General features: G+C 66.3%; 25 protein-coding genes. 13 read left to right on the forward strand and 12 right to left on the reverse strand.

Features of this window, described 5'->3' with window-relative positions; translation table 11 throughout:
- Window positions 1–168 precede the first annotated feature (168 nt).
- From JQ633_RS07655 to carA, 4 genes are all read right to left on the reverse strand, one after another.
- Window positions 169–708 (reverse strand): cupin domain-containing protein, encoded by a 540-nt coding sequence (locus tag JQ633_RS07655; protein ID WP_211984211.1) that lies wholly within the window; start codon window positions 706–708, stop codon window positions 169–171.
- A 144-nt stretch (window positions 709–852) separates the two neighbouring features.
- Window positions 853–1,956: a mandelate racemase/muconate lactonizing enzyme family protein gene (locus JQ633_RS07660; RefSeq protein ID WP_211984214.1), complete on the reverse strand. Its 1,104-nt coding sequence runs from the start codon at window positions 1,954–1,956 to the stop codon at window positions 853–855.
- Window positions 1,957–2,081: 125 nt separating this feature from the next.
- Window positions 2,082–2,576 (reverse strand): PaaI family thioesterase, encoded by a 495-nt coding sequence (locus JQ633_RS07665; RefSeq protein ID WP_211984216.1) that lies wholly within the window; start codon window positions 2,574–2,576, stop codon window positions 2,082–2,084.
- 12 nt (window positions 2,577–2,588) lie between these two features.
- A complete protein-coding gene (gene carA / locus JQ633_RS07670; RefSeq protein ID WP_211984218.1) occupies window positions 2,589–3,782 on the reverse strand; it encodes a glutamine-hydrolyzing carbamoyl-phosphate synthase small subunit in 1,194 nt (397 codons plus the stop codon).
- Window positions 3,783–3,942: 160 nt separating this feature from the next.
- On the opposite strand from carA, the gene JQ633_RS07675 reads away from it, so the two are divergent.
- The 4 genes from JQ633_RS07675 to JQ633_RS07690 all read left to right on the forward strand — a co-directional run bounded on the left by JQ633_RS07675 (window position 3,943) and on the right by JQ633_RS07690 (window position 7,523).
- Complete coding sequence (locus JQ633_RS07675) at window positions 3,943–4,644, forward strand: alpha/beta fold hydrolase (protein WP_211984220.1); 702 nt, start codon at window positions 3,943–3,945, stop codon at window positions 4,642–4,644.
- Window positions 4,645–4,702: 58 nt separating this feature from the next.
- Window positions 4,703–5,158, forward strand: a complete 456-nt coding sequence (locus tag JQ633_RS07680) for a GatB/YqeY domain-containing protein (protein WP_211984222.1) — start codon at window positions 4,703–4,705, stop codon at window positions 5,156–5,158.
- 108 nt (window positions 5,159–5,266) lie between these two features.
- Window positions 5,267–5,734: a hypothetical protein gene (locus JQ633_RS07685; RefSeq protein WP_211984224.1), complete on the forward strand. Its 468-nt coding sequence runs from the start codon at window positions 5,267–5,269 to the stop codon at window positions 5,732–5,734.
- 178 nt (window positions 5,735–5,912) lie between these two features.
- The gene (locus JQ633_RS07690; RefSeq protein WP_211984226.1) at window positions 5,913–7,523 is read left to right on the forward strand and encodes an acyl-CoA synthetase; all 1,611 of its coding nucleotides are present in this window, start codon (window positions 5,913–5,915) and stop codon (window positions 7,521–7,523) included.
- A 173-nt stretch (window positions 7,524–7,696) separates the two neighbouring features.
- Here JQ633_RS07690 and JQ633_RS07695 read toward each other — a convergent pair whose 3' ends face one another.
- From JQ633_RS07695 to JQ633_RS07710, 4 genes are read right to left on the reverse strand one after another with little or no spacing between them, the layout of a single operon-like run.
- Window positions 7,697–8,212: an SRPBCC family protein gene (locus JQ633_RS07695; RefSeq protein WP_211984228.1), complete on the reverse strand. Its 516-nt coding sequence runs from the start codon at window positions 8,210–8,212 to the stop codon at window positions 7,697–7,699.
- A gap of 35 nt (window positions 8,213–8,247) precedes the next feature.
- A complete protein-coding gene (locus tag JQ633_RS07700; protein ID WP_211984230.1) occupies window positions 8,248–8,712 on the reverse strand; it encodes an SRPBCC family protein in 465 nt (154 codons plus the stop codon).
- A 16-nt stretch (window positions 8,713–8,728) separates the two neighbouring features.
- Window positions 8,729–9,169 carry an SRPBCC family protein gene (locus JQ633_RS07705; protein ID WP_211984232.1) on the reverse strand — a complete coding sequence of 147 codons (441 nt, stop codon included), beginning with the start codon at window positions 9,167–9,169 and terminating at the stop codon, window positions 8,729–8,731.
- Window positions 9,162–9,476 (reverse strand): ArsR/SmtB family transcription factor, encoded by a 315-nt coding sequence (locus JQ633_RS07710; RefSeq protein ID WP_211984234.1) that lies wholly within the window; start codon window positions 9,474–9,476, stop codon window positions 9,162–9,164. The genes JQ633_RS07705 and JQ633_RS07710 overlap by 8 nt, the downstream gene beginning before the upstream one ends.
- Before the next feature lie 121 nt (window positions 9,477–9,597).
- On the opposite strand from JQ633_RS07710, the gene JQ633_RS07715 reads away from it, so the two are divergent.
- The 3 genes from JQ633_RS07715 to JQ633_RS07725 all read left to right on the forward strand — a co-directional run bounded on the left by JQ633_RS07715 (window position 9,598) and on the right by JQ633_RS07725 (window position 12,422).
- Window positions 9,598–11,040 carry an LVIVD repeat-containing protein gene (locus tag JQ633_RS07715; RefSeq protein ID WP_211984237.1) on the forward strand — a complete coding sequence of 481 codons (1,443 nt, stop codon included), beginning with the start codon at window positions 9,598–9,600 and terminating at the stop codon, window positions 11,038–11,040.
- Window positions 11,041–11,047: 7 nt separating this feature from the next.
- Window positions 11,048–11,590: a hypothetical protein gene (locus JQ633_RS07720; RefSeq protein WP_211984239.1), complete on the forward strand. Its 543-nt coding sequence runs from the start codon at window positions 11,048–11,050 to the stop codon at window positions 11,588–11,590.
- Between the two features lie 214 nt (window positions 11,591–11,804).
- A complete protein-coding gene (locus JQ633_RS07725) occupies window positions 11,805–12,422 on the forward strand; it encodes a LysE family translocator (protein ID WP_211984241.1) in 618 nt (205 codons plus the stop codon).
- A 12-nt stretch (window positions 12,423–12,434) separates the two neighbouring features.
- Here the strand turns inward: JQ633_RS07725 and JQ633_RS07730 are convergent, their stop codons facing one another.
- From JQ633_RS07730 to JQ633_RS07745, 4 genes are all read right to left on the reverse strand, one after another.
- Window positions 12,435–13,358, reverse strand: a complete 924-nt coding sequence (locus JQ633_RS07730; protein ID WP_211984244.1) for an FAD binding domain-containing protein — start codon at window positions 13,356–13,358, stop codon at window positions 12,435–12,437.
- Window positions 13,355–16,036 carry a molybdopterin-dependent oxidoreductase gene (locus JQ633_RS07735; RefSeq protein ID WP_211984246.1) on the reverse strand — a complete coding sequence of 894 codons (2,682 nt, stop codon included), beginning with the start codon at window positions 16,034–16,036 and terminating at the stop codon, window positions 13,355–13,357. The genes JQ633_RS07730 and JQ633_RS07735 overlap by 4 nt, the downstream gene beginning before the upstream one ends.
- Complete coding sequence (locus JQ633_RS07740; protein ID WP_211984248.1) at window positions 16,033–16,692, reverse strand: TetR/AcrR family transcriptional regulator; 660 nt, start codon at window positions 16,690–16,692, stop codon at window positions 16,033–16,035. Before JQ633_RS07740 ends, JQ633_RS07735 begins: the two co-directional genes overlap by 4 nt.
- Window positions 16,693–16,910: 218 nt before the next feature.
- Window positions 16,911–17,828 (reverse strand): helix-turn-helix domain-containing protein, encoded by a 918-nt coding sequence (locus JQ633_RS07745; RefSeq protein ID WP_211984250.1) that lies wholly within the window; start codon window positions 17,826–17,828, stop codon window positions 16,911–16,913.
- A gap of 350 nt (window positions 17,829–18,178) precedes the next feature.
- On the opposite strand from JQ633_RS07745, the gene JQ633_RS07750 reads away from it, so the two are divergent.
- From JQ633_RS07750 to JQ633_RS07775, 6 genes are all read left to right on the forward strand, one after another.
- Window positions 18,179–19,117, forward strand: a complete 939-nt coding sequence (locus JQ633_RS07750; protein ID WP_211984931.1) for a helix-turn-helix transcriptional regulator — start codon at window positions 18,179–18,181, stop codon at window positions 19,115–19,117.
- 99 nt (window positions 19,118–19,216) lie between these two features.
- On the forward strand, window positions 19,217–19,537 hold the full coding sequence (locus JQ633_RS07755; RefSeq protein ID WP_211984252.1) for a hypothetical protein: 321 nt from the start codon (window positions 19,217–19,219) through the stop codon (window positions 19,535–19,537).
- Between the two features lie 114 nt (window positions 19,538–19,651).
- Window positions 19,652–20,869 carry an NAD(P)/FAD-dependent oxidoreductase gene (locus JQ633_RS07760; RefSeq protein WP_211984254.1) on the forward strand — a complete coding sequence of 406 codons (1,218 nt, stop codon included), beginning with the start codon at window positions 19,652–19,654 and terminating at the stop codon, window positions 20,867–20,869.
- Between the two features lie 72 nt (window positions 20,870–20,941).
- Complete coding sequence (locus JQ633_RS07765) at window positions 20,942–21,742, forward strand: acetoacetate decarboxylase (protein ID WP_211984256.1); 801 nt, start codon at window positions 20,942–20,944, stop codon at window positions 21,740–21,742.
- A gap of 33 nt (window positions 21,743–21,775) precedes the next feature.
- A complete protein-coding gene (locus JQ633_RS07770) occupies window positions 21,776–22,951 on the forward strand; it encodes a DUF3734 domain-containing protein (RefSeq protein WP_211984258.1) in 1,176 nt (391 codons plus the stop codon).
- A 40-nt stretch (window positions 22,952–22,991) separates the two neighbouring features.
- The gene (locus tag JQ633_RS07775; RefSeq protein ID WP_211984260.1) at window positions 22,992–23,774 is read left to right on the forward strand and encodes a 3-hydroxybutyrate dehydrogenase; all 783 of its coding nucleotides are present in this window, start codon (window positions 22,992–22,994) and stop codon (window positions 23,772–23,774) included.
- The last annotated feature ends 203 nt before the right edge of the window (window positions 23,775–23,977 follow it).

Below are 23,977 nucleotides of genomic sequence, written 5' to 3' on the forward strand. Positions count from 1 at the left end.
CGGCTAACCTGCAAATCACAAACGAAGGCGACAGATCACGAGCTACAAAAACACGACATCTTCACCCGCTACGGACAGCCGCGTCGGATCGCCGGCAGCCGGCGGCTACTTTGCATGGGGTTGTTTTCGGCATTTTGGTCATGGGGCCCCTGCTATCGCCCCGCGTGGTCATGACTCGGGACCATGGACCGGCTTCCACAGCCGCACCAGCGGTCCATCCTTGCCCATTACCGGATCGGTCGCCGGGATCGCGACCAGCGGGATCGTCGTCAGCGCCTTCGCATGGTTCTCCGGCGTCGGCCGCTGCAGATCCATCGGCGGGCCCGGCGGGTAGGCGCCGACCACGGAAAAATCATCGCTGGCCGACAGGCACTGGTGCCCGGTGCCTGCGGGCAGGATCGCGACATCGCCGGCCGCGATCTGAAGCGCACGCCCATGCTCGCCGCCGAACTGCACGCGGGCGCTGCCGCGGGCGACGCCGAGCACCTCATGCACGGTGGCGTGATAGTGCGCAAAGTCGTAGACGCCGTTGCGCCACATCGCGCCCCAGCCATTGCCGCCGAACAGCTGCTCGATGGTGGCTTCAGGGTTTTTGCAGACCGTGATCGCGCCCTTGTAGACCAGGAACGGCATCGGATTGTTCGGGATCAGGCCGTCGTCCTTGAAGACGATGGCCAGCGGCTCGGCTCCGGCCTTGACTGCGGACATCGTGATCCTCCCGCTGCGTAGGGTGGGCAAAGCGCAGCGTGCCCACTATCACGAGCACGTCGAGAATGGTGGGCACGTCGCTCGCGCTCCTTTGCCCACCCTACGATCTTCACAAAAACAACCCGGCTCTCCGAAGCCCGGTTCCTACCCGATCCTGAACTTCAGCACCTCGTCCTTGAATCTGAGCCCGTGACCCGGCCGCTCCGGCGCCGTGATCATGCCGCCCTTGATCGCGGGTGGATCGACCCAGATGTCGTCGAGCAGCGCCATGTTCTCGCACCAGCTGCCGTTCGGGATCGAGGCCAGCAGATGCACGTTCAGCTCGGGAAACAGATGCGGCGCGATCGTGACGCCCCAGGTGTCGGCAAGCGTTGCGATCTTGCGCAAGTCCGTCATGCCGCCGCGCATCGGGTCGGGCTGCAGGATCGGCAGGCAGGGATTGAGGAAGAACGGCCGCAGATCGTAGCGCGTGAAATGGGTCTCGCCGCCGACGACGCGCATGTCGAGCGCATTGGCGATGCGCTGGTAGCCGGCGAAATCGTCGGCCGGTACCGGCTCCTCGAGCCAGTAGATGTCGTACTTCTCGAACTTGCGCCCCATCTCGATCGCGAGATCGGCGCTCCATCCCATGTTGACGTCGATCATGATGTCGATGTCGGGGCCGAGCGCCTCGCGCATACGGCGCACATTGTCGAGGTCTTGCGCCGGCGTGTGGACATGCGCGACCTGCATCTTGATCGCCTTGTAGCCCTGTTTGACGAAATGCAGCGCCTTCTCGATCATGCCGTCGCCGCCGGCGCCGCGGAAGCAGCCGGAGCCGTAGATCGGGATTTCCGAGCGGTAGTGCCCCCACAGCCGGTGCAGCGGCAGGCCGGCGCGTTTTCCCACCGCGTCCCACAGCGCGATGTCGAGCGCCGACATCGCCATCGCGGCGATGCCGCCGCGGCCATAGGTCATCGTCGCTGTCCACAGGTCGCGCCAGATCGCCTCGATCGCGGTGGCGTCCTTGCCCTTGACGCGCGGGATGATGCATTCCTCGAGGCAGGCGGCGATCGACTTCATGCCCGGGCGGAACAGGAACAGGTAGCCCATGCCGGTGACGCCGCCGGCGGTCTCGACATCGCAGATCAGGATGTCGCGGGTATCGCCAAGTTGCGCACCCTTCAGCCAGGGATCGTCGGCCCAGGGCAGGCGCAGCATCGTCACGCGGATGTCGCGGATGGTCATGTCCGGATTTGCTGAAGTCATCGGGCGCTTCCTTGTCACTGCCGGATCATGTTGGCCTGATCTCGGACAGCGAAAGTCAATCACACAACGCCCGCGCTGATCCAGCGCGTGCCGTCATGCCTCCAATGCGCAGGGGCGCGATTGCTTCAGGTTTTCGGCAGCTCGAACACCAGGCAGGTCGTGGTCGCATGCGCGATCAGCTTGCCCTTGTCGTCGGTGATGCGCGCCTCGGCGGTTGCGACGCGGCGGCCGGCGTTCAACACCTTGCCTTCGGTACGGATCGTGCCGGTGTCCTTGCTCATGCCGCGGACGAAGGAGATCTTGAACTCCAGCGTGGTGTAGCCAAAACCCTGCGGCAGCGTGGTCTGCACCGCGAGCCCCATCGCGGAGTCCAGCAGGATCGCAGCGTAGCCGCCATGCACCGAGCCGATCGGGTTGTAGTGGCGCAGGCCGGGCACGCTGTGGATCACGACATGGCCGGTTTCGGCCGTGCAGTCGAACGGCGCGACATTCTCCATGATCGGCGGCTCCGGCAGCGTGCGGGCGAAGATGCCGCGCACGAAGTCGAGCCCCGGCATCGAGGCCATCACCTGCATCGAGGCGACGCCGTATTCGACCTTCGGGGCGGGGCTGTCAGTCATCGGACGAGGGGGCTACGCCGCGCTCTTCTTCCGCCGCATCAGGTCGGCGAAGCGCTGAAACAGATAATGCGAGTCGCGCGGGCCGGGCGAGGCCTCGGGGTGGTACTGCACCGAGAACACCGGCCTGCCGTCGAGGGCGATGCCGCAATTGGAGCCGTCGAACAGCGAGATATGGGTCTGCGTCGCGCCCTTCGGCAGCGTCGCCTGGTCGACCGCGAAACCGTGGTTCATCGAGGTTATCTCGACCTTGCCGGTGGTCTCGTCCTTGACCGGATGATTGGCGCCGTGATGGCCCTGATGCATCTTCATGGTCCTGGCGCCGACGGCGAGGCCCAGCATCTGGTGGCCGAGGCAGATGCCGAAGGTCGGCGTGCCCGAATCGATCACCTTCTGGATCACCGGCACCGCATACTTGCCGGTCGCGGCCGGGTCGCCCGGGCCGTTCGACAGGAATACGCCGTCCGGCTTCATCGCCAGGATGTCCTCGGCCGCCGTCGTCGCCGGCACCACGGTGACCTTGGCGCCGACGCCGGCGAGCAGGCGCAGGATGTTGCGCTTGATGCCGTAGTCGATCGCGACCACGTTGAATTCGGGCGCGGTCTGCTGGCCAAATCCCTTGCCCCAGACCCACGGCGCTTCGTCCCAGGTGAAGCGCTGGCCGGAGGTGACCATCGGCACCAGGTCCATGCCCTCGAGGCCGGGCCATTCGCGCGCCTCTTCCTTCAGCCCGTGCAGGTCGAACTCGCCGTTCCTGGCATGGGCGATCACCGCGTTCGGCATGCCCTTGGAGCGGATCAGTGCGGTCAGCGCGCGGGTGTCGATGCCGGACAGGCCGATGATGCCACGCGCCTTCAGCCACTGGTCGAGATGGCGGGTGGCGCGGTAGTTCGATGGATCCGTGATCGCCGAGCGCAGGATCACGCCGCGCGCCCCGGGCGTCGCCGCCATGTTCACCGTCTCGATGTCTTCCTCGTTGGTACCGACATTGCCGATATGCGGGAAGGTGAAGGTGATCAGCTGGCCGGCATAGGACGGATCGGTGAGGATCTCCTCATAGCCGGTCATCGCAGTGTTGAAGCAGACCTCGCCCACGGCATGGCCCTCCGCGCCGAGGCCGAAGCCTTCCAGCACGGTGCCATCGGCGAGCACAAGAAGCGCGGTCGGTTTGTGGTCCGGCCAGGCGGGAGCGTTTTCGGATGTTGTCATGAGCCCTTTAAATAGACGCCGCACCTTACGGCGTCAAAGCGAAAGGGCACGGATTCACACCGCAGGGCCGTCCGAATTGACAGGCCCAAACGGCCTTTTAATCTAAAGTTCCCTGAAGCGGCCGTTTGCTTGCCGAAAATGACCCGGTCCGGAGCCCCGCATGGACAACTCGATGCCGATCCTGCTCGTCCCGGGCCTCATCTGCTCGCCGCGGATTTTCGCCCCGGTGATCCCGGCGCTGTGGCGGTTCGGGCCGGTGACGGTCGCCAACCATGTCAGGGATGACAATATGGGCGCGATCGCCCGGCGGATCCTGGCCGAGGCGCCGCCGCGCTTTGCGCTCGCCGGTCATTCGATGGGCGGCTACATCGCCTTCGAGATCATGCGGCAGGCGCCCGAGCGGGTGGCCAAGCTGGCGCTGATGAGCACCCAGGCGCGACCCGATACGCCGGAAGCGACCGCACGCCGCCGCGGCATGATCGAGCGCGCCAAAAGCGGCCAGTATCGCGGCGTGGTCGACGAGCTGTTTCCAGGCTTCGTGCATCCGTCGCGGCAGGGTGATGCCAGCCTGCGCCGGATCGTCGACGAGATGAGCGAGGATGTCGGCGCCGAGGCCTTCATCCGGCAGCAGACCGCGGTGATGAGCCGGCCCGATTCGCGGCCAACCATGGCCTGGATCAAATGCCCGACGCTGGTGCTGACATCGGACACCGACAACACCGTGCCGAACGCGCTGTCGGACGAGATGGCCAACGGCATTCCGGGCGCGAAGCTTGTCGTGCTGCCTGATTGCGGTCACTTGCCCCAGCTCGAACTGCCGGGACCTTGCGCGGATGCGCTGGTCGAATGGCTGCGGAACTAGGTTGTTCTGTGCCGGCGAACTGCCTAGATGAAGGGTTTGGTAGCTTTAAGGACATCAAATGCTGCGTGACGACATCAACAATGCGGTCAAGGAGGCGATGAAGGCGAAGGACGAGCGCAAGCTCTCTACGCTGCGGATGGTCAATTCGACCATCAAGAACGCCGACATCGACGCGCGCGGGCAGGGCAAGCCGCCGCTGTCGGATGCCGACCTGCTCGGCTTGTTGCAGAAGATGATCAAGCAGCGCCAGGAATCCGTCGAGCTCTACGACAAGGGCGGCCGCGCCGAGCTCGCCGCCCAGGAGCGCGAGGAGATCGCGGTGATCACGGCCTATCTGCCCAAGCAGATGTCCGACGACGAGGTGAAGGCCGCGATCTCGGCCATCGTCACTGAGACCGGCGCCGCCGGCATCAAGGACATGGGCAAGGTGATCGGCGCGCTGAAGGCGAAATACGCCGGCCAGATGGATTTCGCCAAGGCCAGCGGCCTGGTGAAAGCGGCGCTGTCGGCGTGATGCCTTCGTAGCCCGGATGCAGCGAAGCGAAATCCGGGTAAGTGCGTCCGTCCGGCAAGGTCCCCGGATTACGCTTCGCTGCATCCGGGCTACCTAGGAGGCTTCGCGATGTTTCGCGTCACGGCGGACAGCCTGGAAGCCTACCTCGCCTTCGATCCGGACCGGACCGCGGATCTCGAACAGCTGCACGCGGTGATGCGCAAGGCCGCGCCTTCGTTGAATCGGCACTTTCACGCGGGAACGCCGGCCGGCGAGGCAGGCATGCGCATGAGCATGATCGGCTACGGTCAGTTTCGCTATGCGATCAAGTCCGGCAAGACGGCCGTCTGGCCCGTGATCGGCGTGGCGCTGCAGAAGAATTACATCAGTGTCTATGTCGCGGTGACGCGTGGCGGCAAGCCGCTCGCTCCCCACTATGCCGGCAAGCTCGGCGAATTGCGGATGGGTGGCAATAATTTCAGTTTCGCGGCGTTCGCCGACCTGAATGCGCCGGCCGTCGCAGCGCTGTTTGCCGAGGCCGCCGACATCTTCAAGGCGGACAAGGAAAACCCGGTCCGCTACATGCAATCTTCGTAGCCCGGATGCAGCGAAGCGAAATCCGGGTCTGTCCAGTCGCTCGACGCCCCGGATTTCGCTTCGCCCCATCCGGGCCACGGATTCCGAGCTTGTGCCGGGCATCAACCTCCTTAAAACTGGCGCCAAACCGAAAACGTCATGGCCGGGCGCCGTGACAACGCCAGGGACGATCCGCCGAATGCTCAAGGAAGCCGCCACCTACGACGAGCTGTATCGCAATTTCCGCTGGGACGTGCCGGCGCGATTCAACATGGCGACCGCCTGCTGCGATCGCTACGCCGACGGCGGCCGGCGGCTCGCGCTGGTCTATCTCGACGAGGACGGCCGCAAGTCGCACACATCGTTCGATGAGGTCGCGGACGCCTCGCGCCGCTTCGCCAATGTGCTTGCGGCCGGTGGGCTCGTCCGCGGCGATCGCGTCGCGGTGTTCCTGTCGCAATCGCTCGAACTGCCGGTCGCGCATCTCGCCGCGTTCCGCGCTGGCTTCATCTCGATCCCGCTGTTCGCGCTGTTCGGCGAGGACGCGCTCGAATTCCGCCTGTCGAACTCCGCCGCCAAGGCCATCGTCACCGACGAGGCCGGCTGGGAGAAGCTCGCGAAGATCCGCGATCGCCTTCCCGAGCTGAAGCGTGTCTACATCGTCGGCGCGCGCACGCCGCCGGGCACGGCATCGTTCTGGGGCGCGATCAAGTCGGCCTCGCCGGAATTCGCAACCGTCGACACTTCGGCGGACGATCCCGCGCTGATCATCTACACCTCCGGCACGACGGGAAATCCAAAGGGCGCGCTGCACGCGCATCGCGTCGTGCTCGGCCATCTGCCCAATGTCGAGATGTGCCACAACTTCCTCCCCAGGCCGGGCGATCTGATGTGGACGCCGGCCGACTGGGCCTGGATCGGCGGCCTGATCAACGGCCTGTTCGCGTTCTGGTATCACGGCATTCCGATGGTCGGTCACCGCGCGCGCAAGTTCGAGCCGCAGGCGGCGATGCAGATGATGGCCGAACTCGGCATCCGCAATGTATTCCTGCCGCCGACCGCGCTGAAGCTGATGCGGCAGGCCAATGTGAAGAATCCCGGCGTGCAGCTGCGCAGCATCTTCACCGGCGGCGAGTCGCTCGGCGGCGAATTGCTCGGCTGGGTGCGCAGCACCTTCGGCATCGATGCCCATGAGGTGTTCGGCCAGACCGAATGCAATCTCGTGATCGGCAGCAACTCCAACCTGTTTCCGATCCGCCCCGGCGCGATGGGCCGCGCCACGCCCGGCTTCGACGTCCGCATCGTCAACGACCAGGGCGAGGAGTTGCCGCGCGGACAACGCGGCATCATCGGCGTGCGTCAGCCCTGTCCGTGCACCATGATCGAATACTGGCGCAACCCGGAGGCGACGGCGAAGAAATATGCCGGCGAATTCCTGCTGACCGGCGATCTCGGCGTGCAGGATGAGGACGGTTACTTCTGGTACGTCAGCCGCGAGGATGACGTCATCACCACCGCCGGCTATCGCGTCGGCCCGTCCGAGATCGAGCATACGCTGATGAAGCATCCGGCGGTCGCGATGTCGGCGGTGGTCGGCATTCCCGATCCGATCCGGACGGAATCGATCAAGGCCTGGATCGTGCTGCGACCGGGCCATGCACCGAGCGATGCATTGGCGCGCGAGATCCAGGAGTTCGTCAAGGTGCAGCTCGCGGCCCACGAATATCCGCGCTTCGTGCAATTTGCGGAGAGCCTCCCGATGACGGCTACGGGAAAGGTGCTGCGGCGCGAGCTGCGGGCGTTGGGGTAGCTCTCTCCGCCGTCGTCCCGGGCAAGCGAAGCGCGACCCGGGACCCATAACCACAGGGTGGAGTTTTTTGATGGCTGGGGCCCCAGCCGAACGCTCCAACTGAAAACGGTGGTTATGGGTCCCTGCTTTCGCAGGGAGGACGGCGGTTGTATGGGGCGACTGCGCCGCACGCCTCACGACGGCATCGGGATTCCCAATTCCTTCAGCGCGGCCATCATGCGTGCCGGGGGCTGCATCGGGATCACCATGGCCTTGCCGTTCTCCACAAGGCTCTTCAGGCTGGACAGGATCGCGGGCCAGCCGGTACGACCGCCGGACAGGATGTCGTCGCTGATCTCCCGGTCATGCGACTGTAGCAGTGTCAGCTTGACGCCGTCGCCGGCCGGCTCGATCTCGTAGGTCACGAGCGTCGGGCCGAGCTTCTCGACGAGCTGCGGCCAGTTGACGTTGAAGGTGACGGTGAGCCGCTTCAATGGATCGCATTCGATCACCTCGCCCGAGATGTGCACCGCGCCATCAGGCGTGCGCATGATGAAGCCGCCGCCGACCTTGAGATCGACCTCGACCGCGTTGCCGGAGAAATATTGCCGGCTGTGCTCCGCGTCGGTCAGCGCCTGCCAAACCTTTTGCGGCGTGGCGGCGATGTAGATCGTGTAGACGATCGCTGGTTTGAATTTCTCGATGTTCATGTCCGCGCGTGTCCTTCGATAGATCTTCATGGCGTTCAGTGGCAGTCGACGCCGAGCGCCTCGACCGGAATCTTGAACACCTTTCCGGTTTCGAGCAGGCTCTTGAGTCCGGACAGGATTGCCGGCCAGCCTTGGGCGATTCCCTCAAAGAGCTTGCTGCCGACGCCGAAGCCGTCATGCGTGACCGTCAGCTTGACTACTTTGCCGACCGGCTCGAGTGTAAAGACGACTCTGGTCGGCGGCTCCTTGCCCATCTCGGTATCGAGTTCGTGCTTGAAGCTGTAGGCGAGGCGGCGCGGCCGGTCGATTTCGAGAATCTTGCCGGTGTCGGTGATCGTTCCGCCCATCACGAGCGCGACGGGTGAACTGACCGTCCAGTCCGACTTGAGCTCGGTGTCGAACCAGTATTGCCGCGTGAACTCGCTCTTGGTCAGCGCATCCCACAGCCGCTCCGGCGTGGTCTCGATAAAGGTCACGTAGACGAATTCGGGCTTGGACATTGCTGGCATCCTCAATTCAGCACGTGGGCAGGTCGGCCGGCATCGCGCGACCGGTTTCCAAAAAGCTCTTCAGGCTGGCGATCACCATCGGCCAGCCGCCGGAGACGTTGCGCAGCGTCCTGGGGCCGAGATTGTCGTGCGTCACGGTCAGCTTGACGACACGGCCGCGCGGTTCGATGTCGAAGGTCACGCGCGAGGTGTGTTCGCGCTCGGCGCCGTCCTTCACCACGTCCCAGCTGTAGGCAAGCTGTTTCGGGGGATCCACCGCCAGCACCTCGCCCTCGACGGCGTTGCTGCCGTCTCTGACGAGGCAAAACGCCGAGCCGACGGTCCAGTCGGAGGCGCAGCGATAGCCGAACCAGTAACGTTCGCTGAAGTCGCCTGAGGTCAGCACATCCCAGAGCTTTTCGGGCGTGGTCTCGATGTAGGTGACGTAGACGTAGTCCGGCTTACTCATCACGCTTCTCCAGTTGTCTTTTCAATTCGCTGAGCGCGACAAGTTTCCCGCGCTCGAATTTCCTGATCCACCGCTCACCGATCTGATGGATCGGAACCGGATTGAGATAGTGCAGCTTCTCGCGGCCGTGCTTGATCGTGGTGACGAGGTTGGCCTCCTCGAGAATCACAAGGTGCTTGGTGACGGCCTGACGCGTCATGTCGAGACCGTCGCAGAGCTCGCCGAGCGTCTGCCCGTTCTGGTCATGAAGCCGGTCGAGCAGCGTGCGCCGTGAGGCATCCGCGAGTGCTTTGAAGACTTCATCCATGGTCAGGATAATAGGCAACCGAATGGTTGCATGTCAAGAGCGTGTGTTTGGGCGGTCATTCCGGCGTGCTATGTCACCGGCAGCCAACGCAGATTGGTCAGGGAACACGGGGTGGATGCGCATGGGTGGTCGCGGTACGGCAGCTTGCTGCACGGTTTTTCTTGTTCTGTTCGCAGGTGTCGCGAGCGCCCAGCCGAAGATCGGCGATCCGCCTGAAGCCTCCAACATGAAGCTGGTCGGAACCAGCGACCTGCAGGCGCGCAGCGCCTATCAGCCGACCATTCATCATCAGGGCGACCGCTGGATCGCCTATATCGGCCACCACGGCGGCACCGACGCCATTCCCGATCCGGTCAATCCGATGACCGGCAAGGCCGAGCCGAACGGCACCTCGATCGTCGACGTCACCGATCCCGTGCATCCGAAATATCTGCGGCACATTCCGGGACAGGAAGGCAAATATGAATCCGGCGGCGCACAGATGGTGCGGATCTGCGACGGCAAGGATCTGCCGAAGGGCGATCGCAACGCGGTCTACATGCTGCGCGCCGTCGGCAGCCAGGGGCATGAGATCTGGAATGTCGCCGATCCGGCCAATCCGGTTCTCGTCACCAAAATCGGCGAAGGCCTGAAGGACACCCACAAGAGCTTTTGGGAATGCGACACCGGGGTCGCCTACCTGGTCTCGGGTGCGCCGGACTGGCGCACGCGGCGCATGACGCAGATCTACGATCTCGCTGATCCCGCCCATCCAGTGAAGATCAGGGATTTCGGCCTGCCCGGGCAGGAGCCCGGTGCGACCGGCGCAGTGCCGACCGAACTGCACGGCCCGATATCAACCGGGCCGAAGGGCAACCGCGTCTATTTCGGCTACGGCACCAACAAGGGCGGCTTCCTGCAGATCGTCGACCGCGACAAGCTCTTGAACGGGCCGAAGGAGCCGACGCCGGATAATCTGAAATTCCCGGAGATCGCGCGGATGCCGCTGTCGGCGATGAACGGCGCGCACACGGTGTTTCCGATGCCCGGCATGCCGATCGCGGAATTCGCCCACGACAAGGACGGCAAGACCCGCGACATCGTGATGATCGTCGACGAGGCGATCCAGAACGAGTGCGGCGAGGCGCGCCAGATGGTCTGGTTCGCCGACGTCACCACCGAGGCGCGGCCGATGCTGATCTCGAGCTACACGGTGCCGGAGGCCAGCGGGAACTTCTGCGAGCGTGGCGGCCGGTTCGGCTCGCATTCGTCGAGCGAGAGCATGGCGCCGGTCTACTACAAGAAGCTCGCCTTCATCGCGTTCTTCAATGCCGGCGTCCGCGCGCTCGACATCCGCGATCCCTATCATCCGAAGGAAGTCGGCTACTTCATTCCCTCGATCACGGCGGCGACCGACAAGCGCTGCGTCACCATCGACGGGAAGGAACGCTGCAAGGTCGCGATCCAGACCAACAATGTCGAGACCGACGATCGCGGCTATATCTACGCCGTCGACCGCGCCAACACCGGGCTGCACATTCTCGAACTGACCGGCGAAGCGCGCGCCATCGCCGGACTGCCGTGAGCGCCCGATGACACGCTCATGGCCGGTCATCGCGGCGATGTTCCTGGCGCTCGGCGGCGTCTCGGCGCTGGCGGGCTATGAGATGTCGCCTCCGCGAGCCGGCGCGTGGCACGAGATCGCCTGGCCGTTCCCGCGCGACGGCTGGCCCGCCGGCCGCGCCTTCCGCTGCGGCGAGGCGGATTGCGGTGCGGAGGTCGAGGTTTATCTCCGGCCGAAGCTCGGCTTTTGCAATTGCGATAGCGGCGTTGCCGATGACGACGAGGTCGATCGGGTCGCCGATGTCGACATGATCAGCCCGCGCTTCACGCCGCTGCGGGCGGGCGAGGTGGTCGATGTTGCCGACATGCGGGGGCGGATCAGGGCCTACGATCTCGAGATGCCGGAGGGGAAACGCACCGCGATCGGCATCGCCGTGTCGCATCGCTGCGATCTCATGGCGGTGGCCGCGCAGGGCCGGGGCGATGCGGCGCGGGTGCAGCATGAAGTACTGACGTTCCTGGAGTCGGATGCGTTGAAGCGATGGATGATCGCTGCATTGGAGAACGGCTGAGCGATGCGCTGCTCTTTCACCTCGCCCCGCCTGCGGGGAGAGGTCGCCGCGCACTTGCGCGGCGGGTGAGGGGGTGCAGGTCTACGGCTCGCGCCACCTGGCGGAGAGAGCCCCTCACCCCAACCCTCTCCCCGTGAAGGACGGGGAGAGGGAGCGAACCGCTTCCATGTTCGCCTCTCGCATGCATAATGTCAGGACCAACCGGAAGAGCCCCATGTCCCTGCAAGCCTATCTCGCCTTCGTCGCCGCCTGCATTGCGCTGGCGCTGCTGCCTGGTCCGATCGTCACCATGGTGATCGCCAACGGCCTGCGCTACGGCACGCGTGCGGCGATGATCAACGTGCTCGGCGCGCAGGCGGGGCTGGCGATCGTGATCGGCATCGTCGCGGTCGGCCTGACCTCGCTGATGGCGACCATGGGCTACTGGTTCGACTGGGTGCGCTTCGCCGGCGCCGCCTATCTGGTCTGGCTCGGCTACAAGCTGATCCGCGCCCCGGTCGAGGGCGTCAGCACCGACGAGCCGCTGGCGCCGCCGCGCGGCGGCTTCTTCCTGCAGGGTTTTCTGGTGCTGCTCTCGAACCCGAAGGTGCTGGTGTTCTTCGGCGCCTTCATCCCGCAATTCATGGACATGGACAAGCCGCACATCCCGCAGGTCGCGCTGCTCGGCATCACCTTCATGGCGACCGCGGTGCTGACCGACGGTGCCTACGCACTGGCGGCCGGCCGCGCCCGGAAGTTCTTCTCCAAGGAGCGGACGCGTCTGATGTCGCGCATCTCCGGCGGCTTCATGATCGGCGGCGGCATCTGGCTGGCGCTGACGCGGGCACGCTGAGTCCGCTGCAGTCTACGCCGTAATCCGCTCCACCACGTCGCGCACCAGGCCCTTCAGCAGGTCGAGCTTGTAGCCGGTCATCGGCAGCGGCCTTGCGCCCGACGTCGCGAGCTCGGCAGCCTGCGCGATGGTGGCCGCATCGGCCGGCTTGCCCCGCAGCGCTGCCTCGCATGCCGTCAGCCGCAGCGGCACCGGGGCGATGCCGCCGGCGCAGATATGAATCTGCTGGAAGCTGCCGCCCGACAGCACCGCCCGTACGCAGATCTCGACCAGCGGCCATTCCGCATGTGTCCGGCTGATGGCGCGCTTGTAGAGCGCGCGTTCGCCGGCGAGCGGGGCGGGGAGCTCGATCCGCTCGATCCGCTCACTGGTTCCAAGCAGATTGTCGGCGCTGCCGTTGCTGCCATCGCCGAGCAACTCGGGGATCGACAGCCCGCGGCGGTAGCCCGTGCTCACGCTCGCATCATAGGCCAACAGCGCCATCGCCATCGTCGACGGATGCGGCGCCACGCACGGGCCGAGATCGAACGCGACGTGATAGAGATGATTGCCTGATCGCGCCGGGCAATCGGAGCCGCCCTTCTTCAGGCAGGCGATCTGCGGATTGCGGAAGTACCAGCAGCGCGAGCGCTGGGCGAGATTGCCGCCGAGCGTCGCGAGTTGCCGGATCTGCGGCGTCGCGAGGCCCTGCGCGGCGGCGGCGAGGCCGGGATAGGCCTGCGCGATCCGCCGGTCGGAAGCGATCGCCGCGATCGCGGTCAGCGCGCCGATGCGGGCGGAGCCGTCCGCGGCCCAGTCGATCCCGAGCATGTCGGGACCGGCGTCGAGGTCTATGATCGGCCCGCACGACACGCCGCTGCGGCGGCGTTCGGACAGGTCGGTGCCGGCGGCACGGAATTCGGGCACGGTCGTCGTCACGGCGGTTGCGGCGCTCATGCGGCGGCCCTCCCTTTCAGCGCGGCGAGGATGCGGTCAGGCCGGATCGGAATCTCCGTGAGGCGGACTCCGATCGCGTTGTGGATCGCGTTCGCCACCGCGGGCGAGGTCGGCACCGTCGCCACCTCGCCGATGCCGACGCTGTTGCCGAGCACATGGTCGAAGCCCGCCTCGTCGAAATGCACGTCGATGGCGGGCGTGTCGGCGATCCCGGGGATGCGATAATCCTCCATCCCTCCGGTCAGCACATCGCCACTGCGCGGATCAAGCTCGCGCGCCTCATAGAGCGCGTAGCCGAGGCCCTGGATCACCGAACCGCAAGCCTGGCTGTGCGCCAGCACCGGGGCTGCGACCTTGCCGATGGCAAGGCCGGTGTGCACGTTGAGCACGCGCACATGGCCGAGCCAGGTGTCGACCTCGACCTCGATCACCTGCACCGAGCTCGGCACGCCGGCGCCGATCACGATGTTGGACATGCGGCGCATCATCCAGCCGAAGATGATGCCGATGAAGCCGACCTCGCGCAGCGGCGAGCGGATGCCGGGCGCGGTGTTCTTGCCGTCCTCGCCGCGGGTCTCCGTGATGGCCATGTCGGGGGCGCGCGCGATCAGCTCGCGCCATGGCGCATTGGAGCCGGGCGCGGGTTTTCGCGTCGCCTGTTCGAGGATCGCCGTCTTCAGCTTGCGCACGGCCAGCAGCGTCGGCGGCAGCACCGATGCGGTGACGCGGCTGCCGCCGGAGCCGGGTCCTTCCGGCAGCGATGAATCGCCGATCCGCACCTCGATGTCGCCGGGCTCCAGATCGAACTCGCGCGCGACAGTCTCGGCGATCACGCTACGGGTGCCGGTGCCGATATCCTGCGTCGCCGTGCTCGCGACGATGCGGCCGCCCCTGACCGCGACCTCGACCTTCACCTTGGGCTGCCAGAGATAGAGCCAATAGCCGCTCGCGATCCCGACGCCGCGGCGATAGCGGCCGCTCTGCGCGGCGGGCCGGTTGCGCCAGACGTCGAGCCCGGCGGCCCAGTCATAGAGCCGCTGGCGGTTGGGATCGGGATCCCAGCGCTTGCGCAGCGCGATCGGGTCGACGCCGAGCCGCAGCGCGGCCTCGTCGACCGCCTGCTCGACCGCAAACGCCATCGGCGGCCCGCCGGGGCCGCGGAACGGCGCGCCCGGCGGCAGATTGCTGATGACGTCGAAGTCGGAGAGATCCTTGGCCTCGGCGGGATAGATCAGCCGCGCCAGCCCTGCGATCGTCGAACTGGTCGCCGCGCCGGTGTCGGCATGTGCGATGACGGAGAGCGCCTTCAGCCCGCCTTGCTCGGACGGCAGCAGCGCGACCTTCATCTCGGCGGCCGGCCGATATCCGGCGACCGACAGCTCCTCGTGCCGGTCGTAGGCGACCCTGACTGGCACCTTCGCTGCGCGTGCGAGCTCGACCGCGGCGATCGTCTCCGCGCCCATGCCGCCCTTTGAGCCGAAGCCGCCGCCGACATGGTCGGCGATCACGCGGACCTTGTCGTGATCGAGCTTGAACCGCTTGGCGATCTGCTCCTTGAGATGAAACACCCACTGCGACGAGGCGTGCACGGTCAGCCGGTCGCCGTCGAAACGCGCCACCGCGGCATGCGGTTCGAGGCAGGCGTGCTGCTGCGTGCCGGTGCGAAACGTTGCTTCCACCAACAGCCGGTTGCCGGCCTGGCGCGCCTCGTTGACCCAGCTGCGCGCCTTGCCGGCGCGGTGGGCGAACACCGAGGTCGGTCCGCGAACGTTCTGTTTCCAGGGCGCGGGCCCGCCGGCGCCCTCCGAGATATTGCCCGCGCGCTTGCGGTTCGCCTTGTCGAACACGACAGGCGCATCATCCTTGCGTCCGGCGTCGAGCCCGATCACCGACGGCAGGCGTTCGTAGCTTACCTTGATCGCGGCAAGCGCCGCCAGCGCGGTTCTGCGGTCCTTCGCCGCGACCGCCGCGATCGGCTCGCCGACATAGCGCACGACATTGTCGTCGCTGAGCAACGACACTGCGGCAACGCCGGGCAGTGCGCGCGCCGGCGCCAGATCCAGCGCGCCGATCCGCGCATGCGCCTCGCGCGAGCGCAGGATCACGCCCTCGAGCTGGCCGTCATGGCTGATGTCGACGGTGTATTTCGCGGCGCCGGTCACCTTGTCGCGCGCCTCGAGGCGCGGCGCTGCGACATTGTCGCCGTCGAAGCGGCCGGCGCAGGCATCCGCTACGGCGCGAAAGATCCCGTCATAGGCGCCGCAGCGGCAGAGGTGGCCCGACAGCGCCGCGCCGATCTCCTCGCGGGACGGCACGGCCGTCCCCCGTGACGCGCGCCAGCCGTCGCAGAACGCGGCGGCCTCCACGATGAAGCCCGGCGTGCAGAAGCCGCACTGCAGCGCGTCATGCGCCATGAACGCCTTCTGCACCGGATGCAGGCCGGCAGCGCCGATGCCTTCGACCGTCGTCACCGATCTGCCGGCGGCAGCGCGGGCCGGCATCAGGCAGCTCGCGATCGGCACTCCGTCGACCAGCACCGTGCAGGCGCCGCAGACGCCGGCGCCGCAGACCAGCTTGGTTCCGGTCAGCTTGAGCTGGTCGCGCACCGCATCGATGAGCAATGCATCGGGGTCGTCCGGCAACGGCTCGACGCGGCCGTTGATGGTCATCGTGCTCATGGAGATCCTCCAGCTTTGCTCCGTGACGGCTTCTTCCTCGCCGCTGCCTTACGGGCGGGCGGCCTTCGTTTCGGCACGGCGCCGGCGCAGAGCGCCCGCACCATCAGTGCCATGTCCTTCAGGAACGCATCGGCCGGCTGCATCGCCGGATGCTGCGACTTCGATCCATGTACCGCCATCTCGACCAGCCGCGCGAATTCGGCCGGCGACATGCCCTCCGGCAGCGCAAGCTGCAGCCTGCGCGCGGTCCGCGCGACGGTCGCGACCAGGCCTTCGGCATAAACAGCCGAATATTTCTGGTAGAGGTCGCGCGCCTGCACGAGGTGCTCGGAATACAATTCCTCGATATGCGGCGAGCCGTCGAACGAGGCGATCACCGTTCGCATCCGCGCCGTCATGCCGGCGACGAGGATGTCGGCGAGCGTGCCGCCCTCCTGCTCCGCCTCGTTGATCGCGGACTTTTCGGCGGCGATCGCGCTCTCATGCACGCGCTCGATCACGGCGCGAAACAGCGCTTCCCGCGATTCGAAATGATGATAGAGCGCCTGCCGCGTCAGGCCGGCGGCTTCGGCCACCTGCTCGATCGAGGAGCGGCGAAAGCCGTGCCGGCGAAACACCAGCATCGTCGCGTCGAGAATGCGGGTTTTCGGTCCCATTTGTCGAATTTGACAAATTGGCACAAACTGTCAAATCTCGATTTGGTGAAGGTGCCCTGTCACCGGCGTGCGGCGACGGAGATCGAAACGCCGCCAGCCTGTCGCGCCCGCAAACCGGGCGGACGTCGCTGACGTTGCTCGTCTTTCGGCGGTTGATACGCGACGGTGCGATGCCGCTTGCGCCGATGCGGGCAGGGCGGAAGTTATGTCAGCGTGTCTTACGGAACGCGGTGGGTCTCGCGGCGCCATACCGCCGGGCTGACGCCGACCACGGCGGTAAACACCCGCGTGAAGTGGCTCTGATTGGCGAACCCCGCGGCGATTGCGATCTCGGACAGCGGCACGTCGCGAACCGTCATCAGCTCCTTGGCGACCTTCACGCGTTGGCGCAGCAGCCATTGATGCGGCGGCAGGCCGGTCGAGGCGCGGAAGGCGCGCGAGAAATGGCTGACCGAGAGGTCGAACTCGGCCGCGATCTGCTTGAGCTGCAGCTTGCCGCCGAGGTCGGCCTCGAGCCGCTCGCAGGCCTGCCTCGTCTGCCAATTGGCGAGGCCGCCACGCGGCTGCGCCCTCACGCTCCGCAGTCCGCCATAGCTCTGTGCGACGTGGGCGGTGAGGGCGAGCATCATATGGTCGACGAACAGCTGGTTGGTTTCCTCCGGCCGGCGCAGCGCTTCGCGCAAGGAGGCGCCGAGATGACGCATCACGCCGTCGTCATAGCCGATGCCCGCCTGGTATTCGAGTTCATCGATACGCCGCGCGCCGGCCTGTTTCGCAATGTCGTCGAGGGCCGAGCGCGGCAGGTAGAAGAAGAGCGAATGGATCGGCTTGTCGATCACGTAGCGCGGATCACGCTTCAGGTCGTACAGATAGGTCGCGCCGCTGCGGATATCCGACTTGATGACGCAGCGGCCGTCCTCCCAGCACTCGCAAGCGGCGTAGTCGCGAAACTTGAGGCTGACGAGATAGGCGTCGTCGGCGGGCAGCGAGCCGGAGAGATCGCGCACCGGCGCATCGTTGCGGATCTCGGTGACCGCGAGCTCGGCGCTGCGCAGCGAGCGCGTGATCAGGACCGGTGCATCGGTCAGCTGCAGCGGCTGCCCGAGCCTCCGTCCATAGACGCCCGTCTGTGCCATTTCGAGGATTTCCGTCCGTGAAGTCCAACCCGCCACACCGTTGGCCGGCCGCAGAGGTGATAGCTCATTGTCAGGAATCGGCAAGATGCCGTCGCGCGATGGCAAGACGTTCCGCGCCGCCGATCACGGCAACGCGATTTCGGAGCGATTTCAAGGTGCTTGGCGCGCTCCGAGGCGCAGAATGTCGCAGCCGCGAGCGATAGCAGAAATGGACAAAACGTGGGCGTTTCAGGAAAGACGCCCGCCATGCGCGGCGTCTACTGCTCACGCCGACAGTTCGCGCCTCATGGGTCGAGAGACCGGTCCGCAAGGGGAGTGAGCGCATGAGCCTTCAGACCCGAGCACCCGTCATGACCAAGCCGATCCTGCACGATCCTCTGCAGGATGCGACGACCGATCCGCAGCAGCCCGACGCCGGCCCACGCAGTCCCGCCGATCAGGAGATGGCCCGTGTGCTCAAGACACGGCCGATCCGCATGGCGTCGGATCCGTCGAGCGGCGCGATCGCCTATTGGACCCACGACGCCCTGCACGACGTCGTCAGGCCGATGCTCGATCACGTCGTGATGACCTATCCCGCCGGCTCGCAATTGCTGGAGCGGCGCAGCGGCAGGTCGGTTGCGATCGGAACGGCGCGGCAAGGTGTCGTGACGATCATTCCGGCCGGCTCGACATCGCGGTGGGACATTCACCAGCGCATGCATGTCGTTCAGCTCTACCTTCCGCATGCAACGCTCGAGCGTGTCGCCGGCGAGGCCGCAACTGCCAGGCCCGGCGATCTGCTGGAGCAGACGGCGCATCCCGATTCCGTCACGTCGCAATTGCTGCTGAGCGCGGCGGATGCGCTCGACGGCAGCGCGGCGCTCGATACGCTGTTCAGGCACCAACTGACCGAGCTGGTGACCACCCGCCTGCTGGCCGTTTATACCGGCGCACCTGGCAGGATCGAGCCGACCGTCGGCGGCCTTTCGCCGACGGTGTTGCGCCGGGCCATCGAACGCTTGCGGTCGGACAGCGACGCGGACGTATCCCTGGTCGCGCTGGCCGCGGATGCGCAGCTCTCGCGCTTCCATTTCTGCCGCGCCTTCAAGGAAAGCACCGGGCTTTCGCCGCATGCCTGGCTGCGCCAGCACCGGCTCGAGCAGGCCATGAACTTGCTGCGCGACACCGACGAAACGGTGGTCGCGATCGCGGCCATGCTCGGCTATTCCTCGCAGACCGCCTTCGCCGCGGCGTTCAAGAAGCTGACCGGCGATACCCCGAGCGATTGGCGCCGCCGCATGCGGTAGCCGCAATCGCGATGCAGGTCCGGCAATCGCTCTGGGGCAACCGCACCTGCGATCCGCTAGATCACCATGGCGCCTCACGCCAATCAATGGAGATCAGCGATGGCCTTGAAGGATCTCGGCAGCACTCTCGTGCTCACGCAACGTCGCAGGGTCGTTGCCACCGCAATCGTCTACGGGCTGTCATTGACGGTTCGCTTCACATCGTCCACCGGCGAGGAAACCGCCGCGCAGGCCGCCCAGGGCGGCGATCCCATGACATCGATCATGATCAACGATCGCGCCCAGCGGGATTGGCTGCCCGGCTTCGCGCGGCCGGTCGCCTTCCGGCGCAGCGCCGCGCCTTATTCCAGCGGCTGCAACGCGGCGTGTGAGACTCCCACGCGGATGCCGTTCGCATCGAGCTGCGTCTCGCAACACTAGAGGCAATTCGTTTCATCGCTTCGCGTCAGCGATCGCGACAAGGCCTTGCCGGCACCGGCAAGCGGCGATTGCGGCGCGCGGACGTCCGACTGTCAAACCCACAGGAGACATGACATGCGACTTGTTATCATTGGCGCCGGCTTCGCCGGCATGTACGCCGCCCTTTCCGCCGCCCGCCTCCGCGACATCAAGGGCGTATCGCCCGAAGACCTCGAGATCGCGCTGGTCTCGCCGGAGCCGACTCTTGTGGTCCGCCCGCGGCTCTACGAGCCGAAACCGGAAACCCTGACCGCGCCGCTGCTCGACGTGTTCAACGCGATCGATGTCGTCTATGTGCAGGGCAGCGCCGAGGCGGTCGACACCAAGGCGCGCACCGTGCAGATCGTGACCAACAAGGACGCGCGCAAGACGCTGCCATATGACCGGCTGGTCGTGGCCAGCGGCAGCCGGCTGTTCCGTCCGAACGTTCCTGGTCTGGCCGAGCATGGCTTCAGCGTCGACAGCCTCCAGGACGCGATTGCGCTCGACAAGCATCTGCACGGCCTCGCCAAGCAGCCGCAATCGGCGGCGCGCGACACCGTCGTGGTGGCCGGCGGCGGCTTCACCGGCATCGAGGCGGCGACCGAACTGCCGTCGCGGCTGCGCGAGATCCTCGGCAAGGACGCCAAGCCGCGCGTCATCATCGTCGACCGCAATGCTGCGATCGCGCCAGACATGGGCGAGGGCCCGCGCCCGGTCATCCAGGAGGCGATGCGCAAGCTCGGGGTCGAGGGCCGCTTCGGCGCCGGCGTTTCCGAGGTGAGCAAGTCCGGCGTCACGCTGTCGACCGGCGAGCACATCGAGGCCGCGACCGTGGTCTGGGCCGCCGGCATGCGTGCCGCGCCGCTGACCGCGCAGATCCCCGCCGAGCGCGACAATTTCGGACGCCTGCTGGTCGATCGCGACCTGCGTGTGCCCGGGGTCGCCGATGTGTTCGCGACCGGCGATGCCGCCAGGGCCGCATGCGACGATGCCGGCAACTACGCGCTGATGTCGTGCCAGCACGCGACCCGGATGGGCGCCTTCGCCGGAAACAACGCGGCCGCCGAGCTGCTCGGCGTTCCGACCAGGCCGTACCATCAGAAGGGTTACGTCACCTGCCTCGACCTCGGCGAAGCCGGCGCGCTGTTCACGCGCGGCTGGGAGCGCGAGGTGACGATGGTCGGCGACGTCGCCAAGAAGACCAAGAAGGAGATCAACACGGTCTGGATCTATCCGCCGCAGGCCGAACGCGCCGCCGCGCTGGCCTCGGCCGATCCGGAGCGTGTGACCGACGTGAGCGGCTTCTTCTAGACGCTTCACGTCAAACGGGCCGCGCTTTGCCCTGGGCGCGGCCCGCCCCCCACACAGCTGGAGCCCATCACCGTGAAACACGACGCCGTGCGCGCATCTTCCTTTGCGATGCCGCTGACCAGTCCGGCCTTTCCGCCCGGTCCCTACCGCTTCATCAACCGCGAATATTTCATCATCCAGTACCGCACCGATCCCGAGGCGCTGCGGCGCGTGGTGCCGGAGCCGCTGGAGCTGACCGATCCCGTGGTGAACTACGAGTTCATCCGCATGCCCGACTCCACCGGGTTCGGCGACTACACCGAAAGCGGCCAGGTGATTCCGGTCTCCTACAAGGGCCAGCTCGGCGGCTTCACCCACCAGATGTTCCTCAACGACCATCCGCCGATCGCCGGCGGCCGCGAGCTGTGGGGCTTCCCCAAGAAACTGGCGCAGCCGAAGCTCGCGGTCGAGACCGACACGCTGGTCGGCACGCTGGACTACGGCTCGGTGCGCATCGCCACCGGCACGATGGGCTACAAGCACCGCGCGCTCGACGCCGCGGCGGAGGCCAAAAAGCTCGCCGCGCCGAACTTCCTGCTCAAGATCATCCCGCATGTCGACGGCACGCCGCGCATCTGCGAGCTGGTGCGCTATCACCTCGAGGACATCGCGGTGAAGGGCGCATGGACCGGGCCGGTCGCGCTCGACCTGTTCTCGCATGCGCTGGCCCCGGTCGCCGAACTGCCGGTGCTGCAGATCCTGTCGGCCAAGCACATCGTCGCCGACCTGACGCTCGGGCTCGGCAGCGTGGTGCACGACTATCTCGCCACCGGCCAGGCCGCGCCGCGCCGCGGCGCCGCCTCCGGGACATTGATCGACGCGAATGCCGGCTGACCGGCATCAGCCTCACCATCGGGAGTACTCATCATGCTGAATGTGATGCGCGAGCAGACCGAGCCCGTGCCGCGGCGGGCGCGAGCCCTGCCATACGATGTCGTGGCGCTGGTGCTGCAGGGCGGTGGCGCGCTCGGCGCCTATCAGGCCGGCGTCTACCAGGGCCTGCACGAAGCCGGCATCCGGCCGAACTGGCTCGCCGGCATCTCGATCGGCGCGCTCAACGCCGCGATCATCGCCGGCTCGCCGGAGAACGAGCGCGTGCAGCGGCTGCGCGAGTTCTGGGAGACCATCTGTGCGTTCTCGATCGAGTGGCCGGCCGGCGAAGGGCTGGCCAATGCCATGCCGTTCGCGTTCGACATCAGCTCGATCCGCAATGCGCTGGCGGCGACGCGGGCGCTGATGCAGGGTCAGCCCGGCTTCTTCAAGCCGCGCTTTCCGTCGCCGATCTGGTCGCCGTTCTCGGGTGACGCGGCGACCAGCTTCTACGACACGGCACCGTTGCACCAGACCCTGGAGCGGCTGGTGGATTTCGACCGGCTCAACTCCGGCGACGTGCGCGTCAGCGTCGGCGCCGTCAACGTCCGCACCGGCAATCTGACCTATTTCGACACCGCCGAACGCCGCCTCGGACCGAAGCATTTCATGGCCTCGGGCGCGCTGCCGCCGGGATTCCCCGCCGTCGAGATCGAGGGCGAGCACTACTGGGATGGCGGCGTGGTTTCGAACACACCGCTGTCCCGCGTGCTGTCCGGGGAGCCGTGCGATACGCTGACATTCCAGATCGACCTCTGGTCGGCGAAGGGCCGCGTTCCCTACGACATGATGGAAGTGTCGAGCCGCCAGAAGGACATCCAGTATTCGAGCCGCACCCGCGCCATCACCGACCACGCCAAGCAGATGCAGAAGATGCGTCAGGCGCTGCAGCGGACGCTCGCATTGTTGCCCGACCGCGCGAAGCAGGATCCGGAGATCCGCGCCATCGCCGAGATGGCTCGCCATCGCGCCTGCAACATCATCCACCTGATCTATCAGACCAAGCTCCACGAGGGCCATTCGCGGGACTACGAGTTCGGGCTGAGCGGCATGCGCGCCCACTGGCAGAGCGGGCTGGAGGACATCCGCCGCACCCTGGCCGACCCGCGCCGCCTCGACCTGCCGGCGCCGGAGCTCGGCATGGTCACGCACGACATCCATCGCCGCGACTGAGATCGCGGCAATCACTCGCAAAACATCGAAAGGAATTCTCATGTTCAAGGGCAAGGTAGCGATCGTCACCGGATCGACCAGCGGCATCGGTCTTGGTATCGCCAAGGAGCTCGCAAGGCTGCGCGCCGATATCGTGCTGAATGGCTTTAGCGATGCGGGTGAGATCGAGGCGATCCGTAGCGGCATCGAGCGCGAGCACGGCGTGCGTGTCAGCTACGACGGCGCCGACATGTCGAAGGAAGATGCCGTGCGCGGATTGATCGCCACGACGGCGGCGAAATACGGCCGGCTCGACGTCCTCGTCAACAATGCCGGCATCCAGTTCACCGCGCCGGTCGAGGAATTCCCGGCCGCCAAGTGGAACGCGATCCTTGCGATCAACCTGTCGGCCGCATTCCACGGCATCGCGGCTGCGGTGCCGCTGATGAAGAAGCAGGGTTGGGGCCGCATCATCAACATCGCCTCGGCGCACGGCCTCGTCGCCTCGACCCACAAGGCCGCCTATGTCGCGGCCAAGCACGGGCTGATCGGCCTGACCAAGGTGGTAGGGCTGGAGACCGCCGGCAGCGGCGTGACCTGTAATGCAGTCTGTCCGGGCTGGGTGCGCACGCCTCTGGTCGACAAACAGATCGACGACAACGCCGCGCAGAAGGGCATCAGCAAGGACGACGCGACGCGCGAGCTGCTGGCCGAGAAGCAGCCGTCGCTGCAGTTCGTCTCGCCGGCGCAACTCGGCGGTACCGTCGCCTTCCTGTGCTCGGGCGCGGCGGATCAGATCACCGGAACGGCGATCTCGGTCGATGGCGGCTGGACCGCGCAGTAAGTGAGAGCGTGGGCGGCACGCGCCGCCCAATAAATGAGGGCGTGGGCGGTTTGCACCGCCCACGCGTTCGCGTCAGGTGATCGCGATGGCGAGGGTCGAGAGACTGGAGGCATGAGCCGGATCGGAGTGATCCTTAGAAGCATTCGAAATAACTGGAGCGGATTGTCGCAGCGGTGCGTGTTGTCGTTGCGGGCTCGCAACAC

The organism is Bradyrhizobium tropiciagri (assembly GCF_018130505.1).
Classification (GTDB): domain Bacteria; phylum Pseudomonadota; class Alphaproteobacteria; order Rhizobiales; family Xanthobacteraceae; genus Bradyrhizobium; species Bradyrhizobium tropiciagri_B.

Bases quoted from the DNA above. Each gene is read 5' to 3' on its own strand.
- JQ633_RS07730 (WP_211984244.1), bottom strand. From the start codon at position 13,358: ATGAGCGCCGCAACCGCCGTGACGACGACCGTGCCCGAATTCCGTGCC.
- JQ633_RS07760 (WP_211984254.1), top strand. From the start codon at position 19,652: ATGCGACTTGTTATCATTGGCGCCGGCTTCGCCGGCATGTACGCCGCC.
- JQ633_RS07715 (WP_211984237.1), top strand. From the start codon at position 9,598: ATGGGTGGTCGCGGTACGGCAGCTTGCTGCACGGTTTTTCTTGTTCTG.
- carA (WP_211984218.1), bottom strand. From the start codon at position 3,782: ATGACAACATCCGAAAACGCTCCCGCCTGGCCGGACCACAAACCGACC.
- JQ633_RS07685 (WP_211984224.1), top strand. From the start codon at position 5,267: ATGTTTCGCGTCACGGCGGACAGCCTGGAAGCCTACCTCGCCTTCGAT.
- JQ633_RS07695 (WP_211984228.1), bottom strand. From the start codon at position 8,212: ATGAACATCGAGAAATTCAAACCAGCGATCGTCTACACGATCTACATC.
- JQ633_RS07700 (WP_211984230.1), bottom strand. From the start codon at position 8,712: ATGTCCAAGCCCGAATTCGTCTACGTGACCTTTATCGAGACCACGCCG.
- JQ633_RS07755 (WP_211984252.1), top strand. From the start codon at position 19,217: ATGGCCTTGAAGGATCTCGGCAGCACTCTCGTGCTCACGCAACGTCGC.
- JQ633_RS07735 (WP_211984246.1), bottom strand. From the start codon at position 16,036: ATGAGCACGATGACCATCAACGGCCGCGTCGAGCCGTTGCCGGACGAC.
- JQ633_RS07720 (WP_211984239.1), top strand. From the start codon at position 11,048: ATGACACGCTCATGGCCGGTCATCGCGGCGATGTTCCTGGCGCTCGGC.
- JQ633_RS07725 (WP_211984241.1), top strand. From the start codon at position 11,805: ATGTCCCTGCAAGCCTATCTCGCCTTCGTCGCCGCCTGCATTGCGCTG.
- JQ633_RS07770 (WP_211984258.1), top strand. From the start codon at position 21,776: ATGCTGAATGTGATGCGCGAGCAGACCGAGCCCGTGCCGCGGCGGGCG.
- JQ633_RS07740 (WP_211984248.1), bottom strand. From the start codon at position 16,692: ATGGGACCGAAAACCCGCATTCTCGACGCGACGATGCTGGTGTTTCGC.
- JQ633_RS07705 (WP_211984232.1), bottom strand. From the start codon at position 9,169: ATGAGTAAGCCGGACTACGTCTACGTCACCTACATCGAGACCACGCCC.
- JQ633_RS07745 (WP_211984250.1), bottom strand. From the start codon at position 17,828: ATGGCACAGACGGGCGTCTATGGACGGAGGCTCGGGCAGCCGCTGCAG.
- JQ633_RS07690 (WP_211984226.1), top strand. From the start codon at position 5,913: ATGCTCAAGGAAGCCGCCACCTACGACGAGCTGTATCGCAATTTCCGC.
- JQ633_RS07680 (WP_211984222.1), top strand. From the start codon at position 4,703: ATGCTGCGTGACGACATCAACAATGCGGTCAAGGAGGCGATGAAGGCG.
- JQ633_RS07750 (WP_211984931.1), top strand. From the start codon at position 18,179: ATGACCAAGCCGATCCTGCACGATCCTCTGCAGGATGCGACGACCGAT.
- JQ633_RS07660 (WP_211984214.1), bottom strand. From the start codon at position 1,956: ATGACTTCAGCAAATCCGGACATGACCATCCGCGACATCCGCGTGACG.
- JQ633_RS07675 (WP_211984220.1), top strand. From the start codon at position 3,943: ATGGACAACTCGATGCCGATCCTGCTCGTCCCGGGCCTCATCTGCTCG.
- JQ633_RS07655 (WP_211984211.1), bottom strand. From the start codon at position 708: ATGTCCGCAGTCAAGGCCGGAGCCGAGCCGCTGGCCATCGTCTTCAAG.
- JQ633_RS07775 (WP_211984260.1), top strand. From the start codon at position 22,992: ATGTTCAAGGGCAAGGTAGCGATCGTCACCGGATCGACCAGCGGCATC.
- JQ633_RS07665 (WP_211984216.1), bottom strand. From the start codon at position 2,576: ATGACTGACAGCCCCGCCCCGAAGGTCGAATACGGCGTCGCCTCGATG.
- JQ633_RS07710 (WP_211984234.1), bottom strand. From the start codon at position 9,476: ATGGATGAAGTCTTCAAAGCACTCGCGGATGCCTCACGGCGCACGCTG.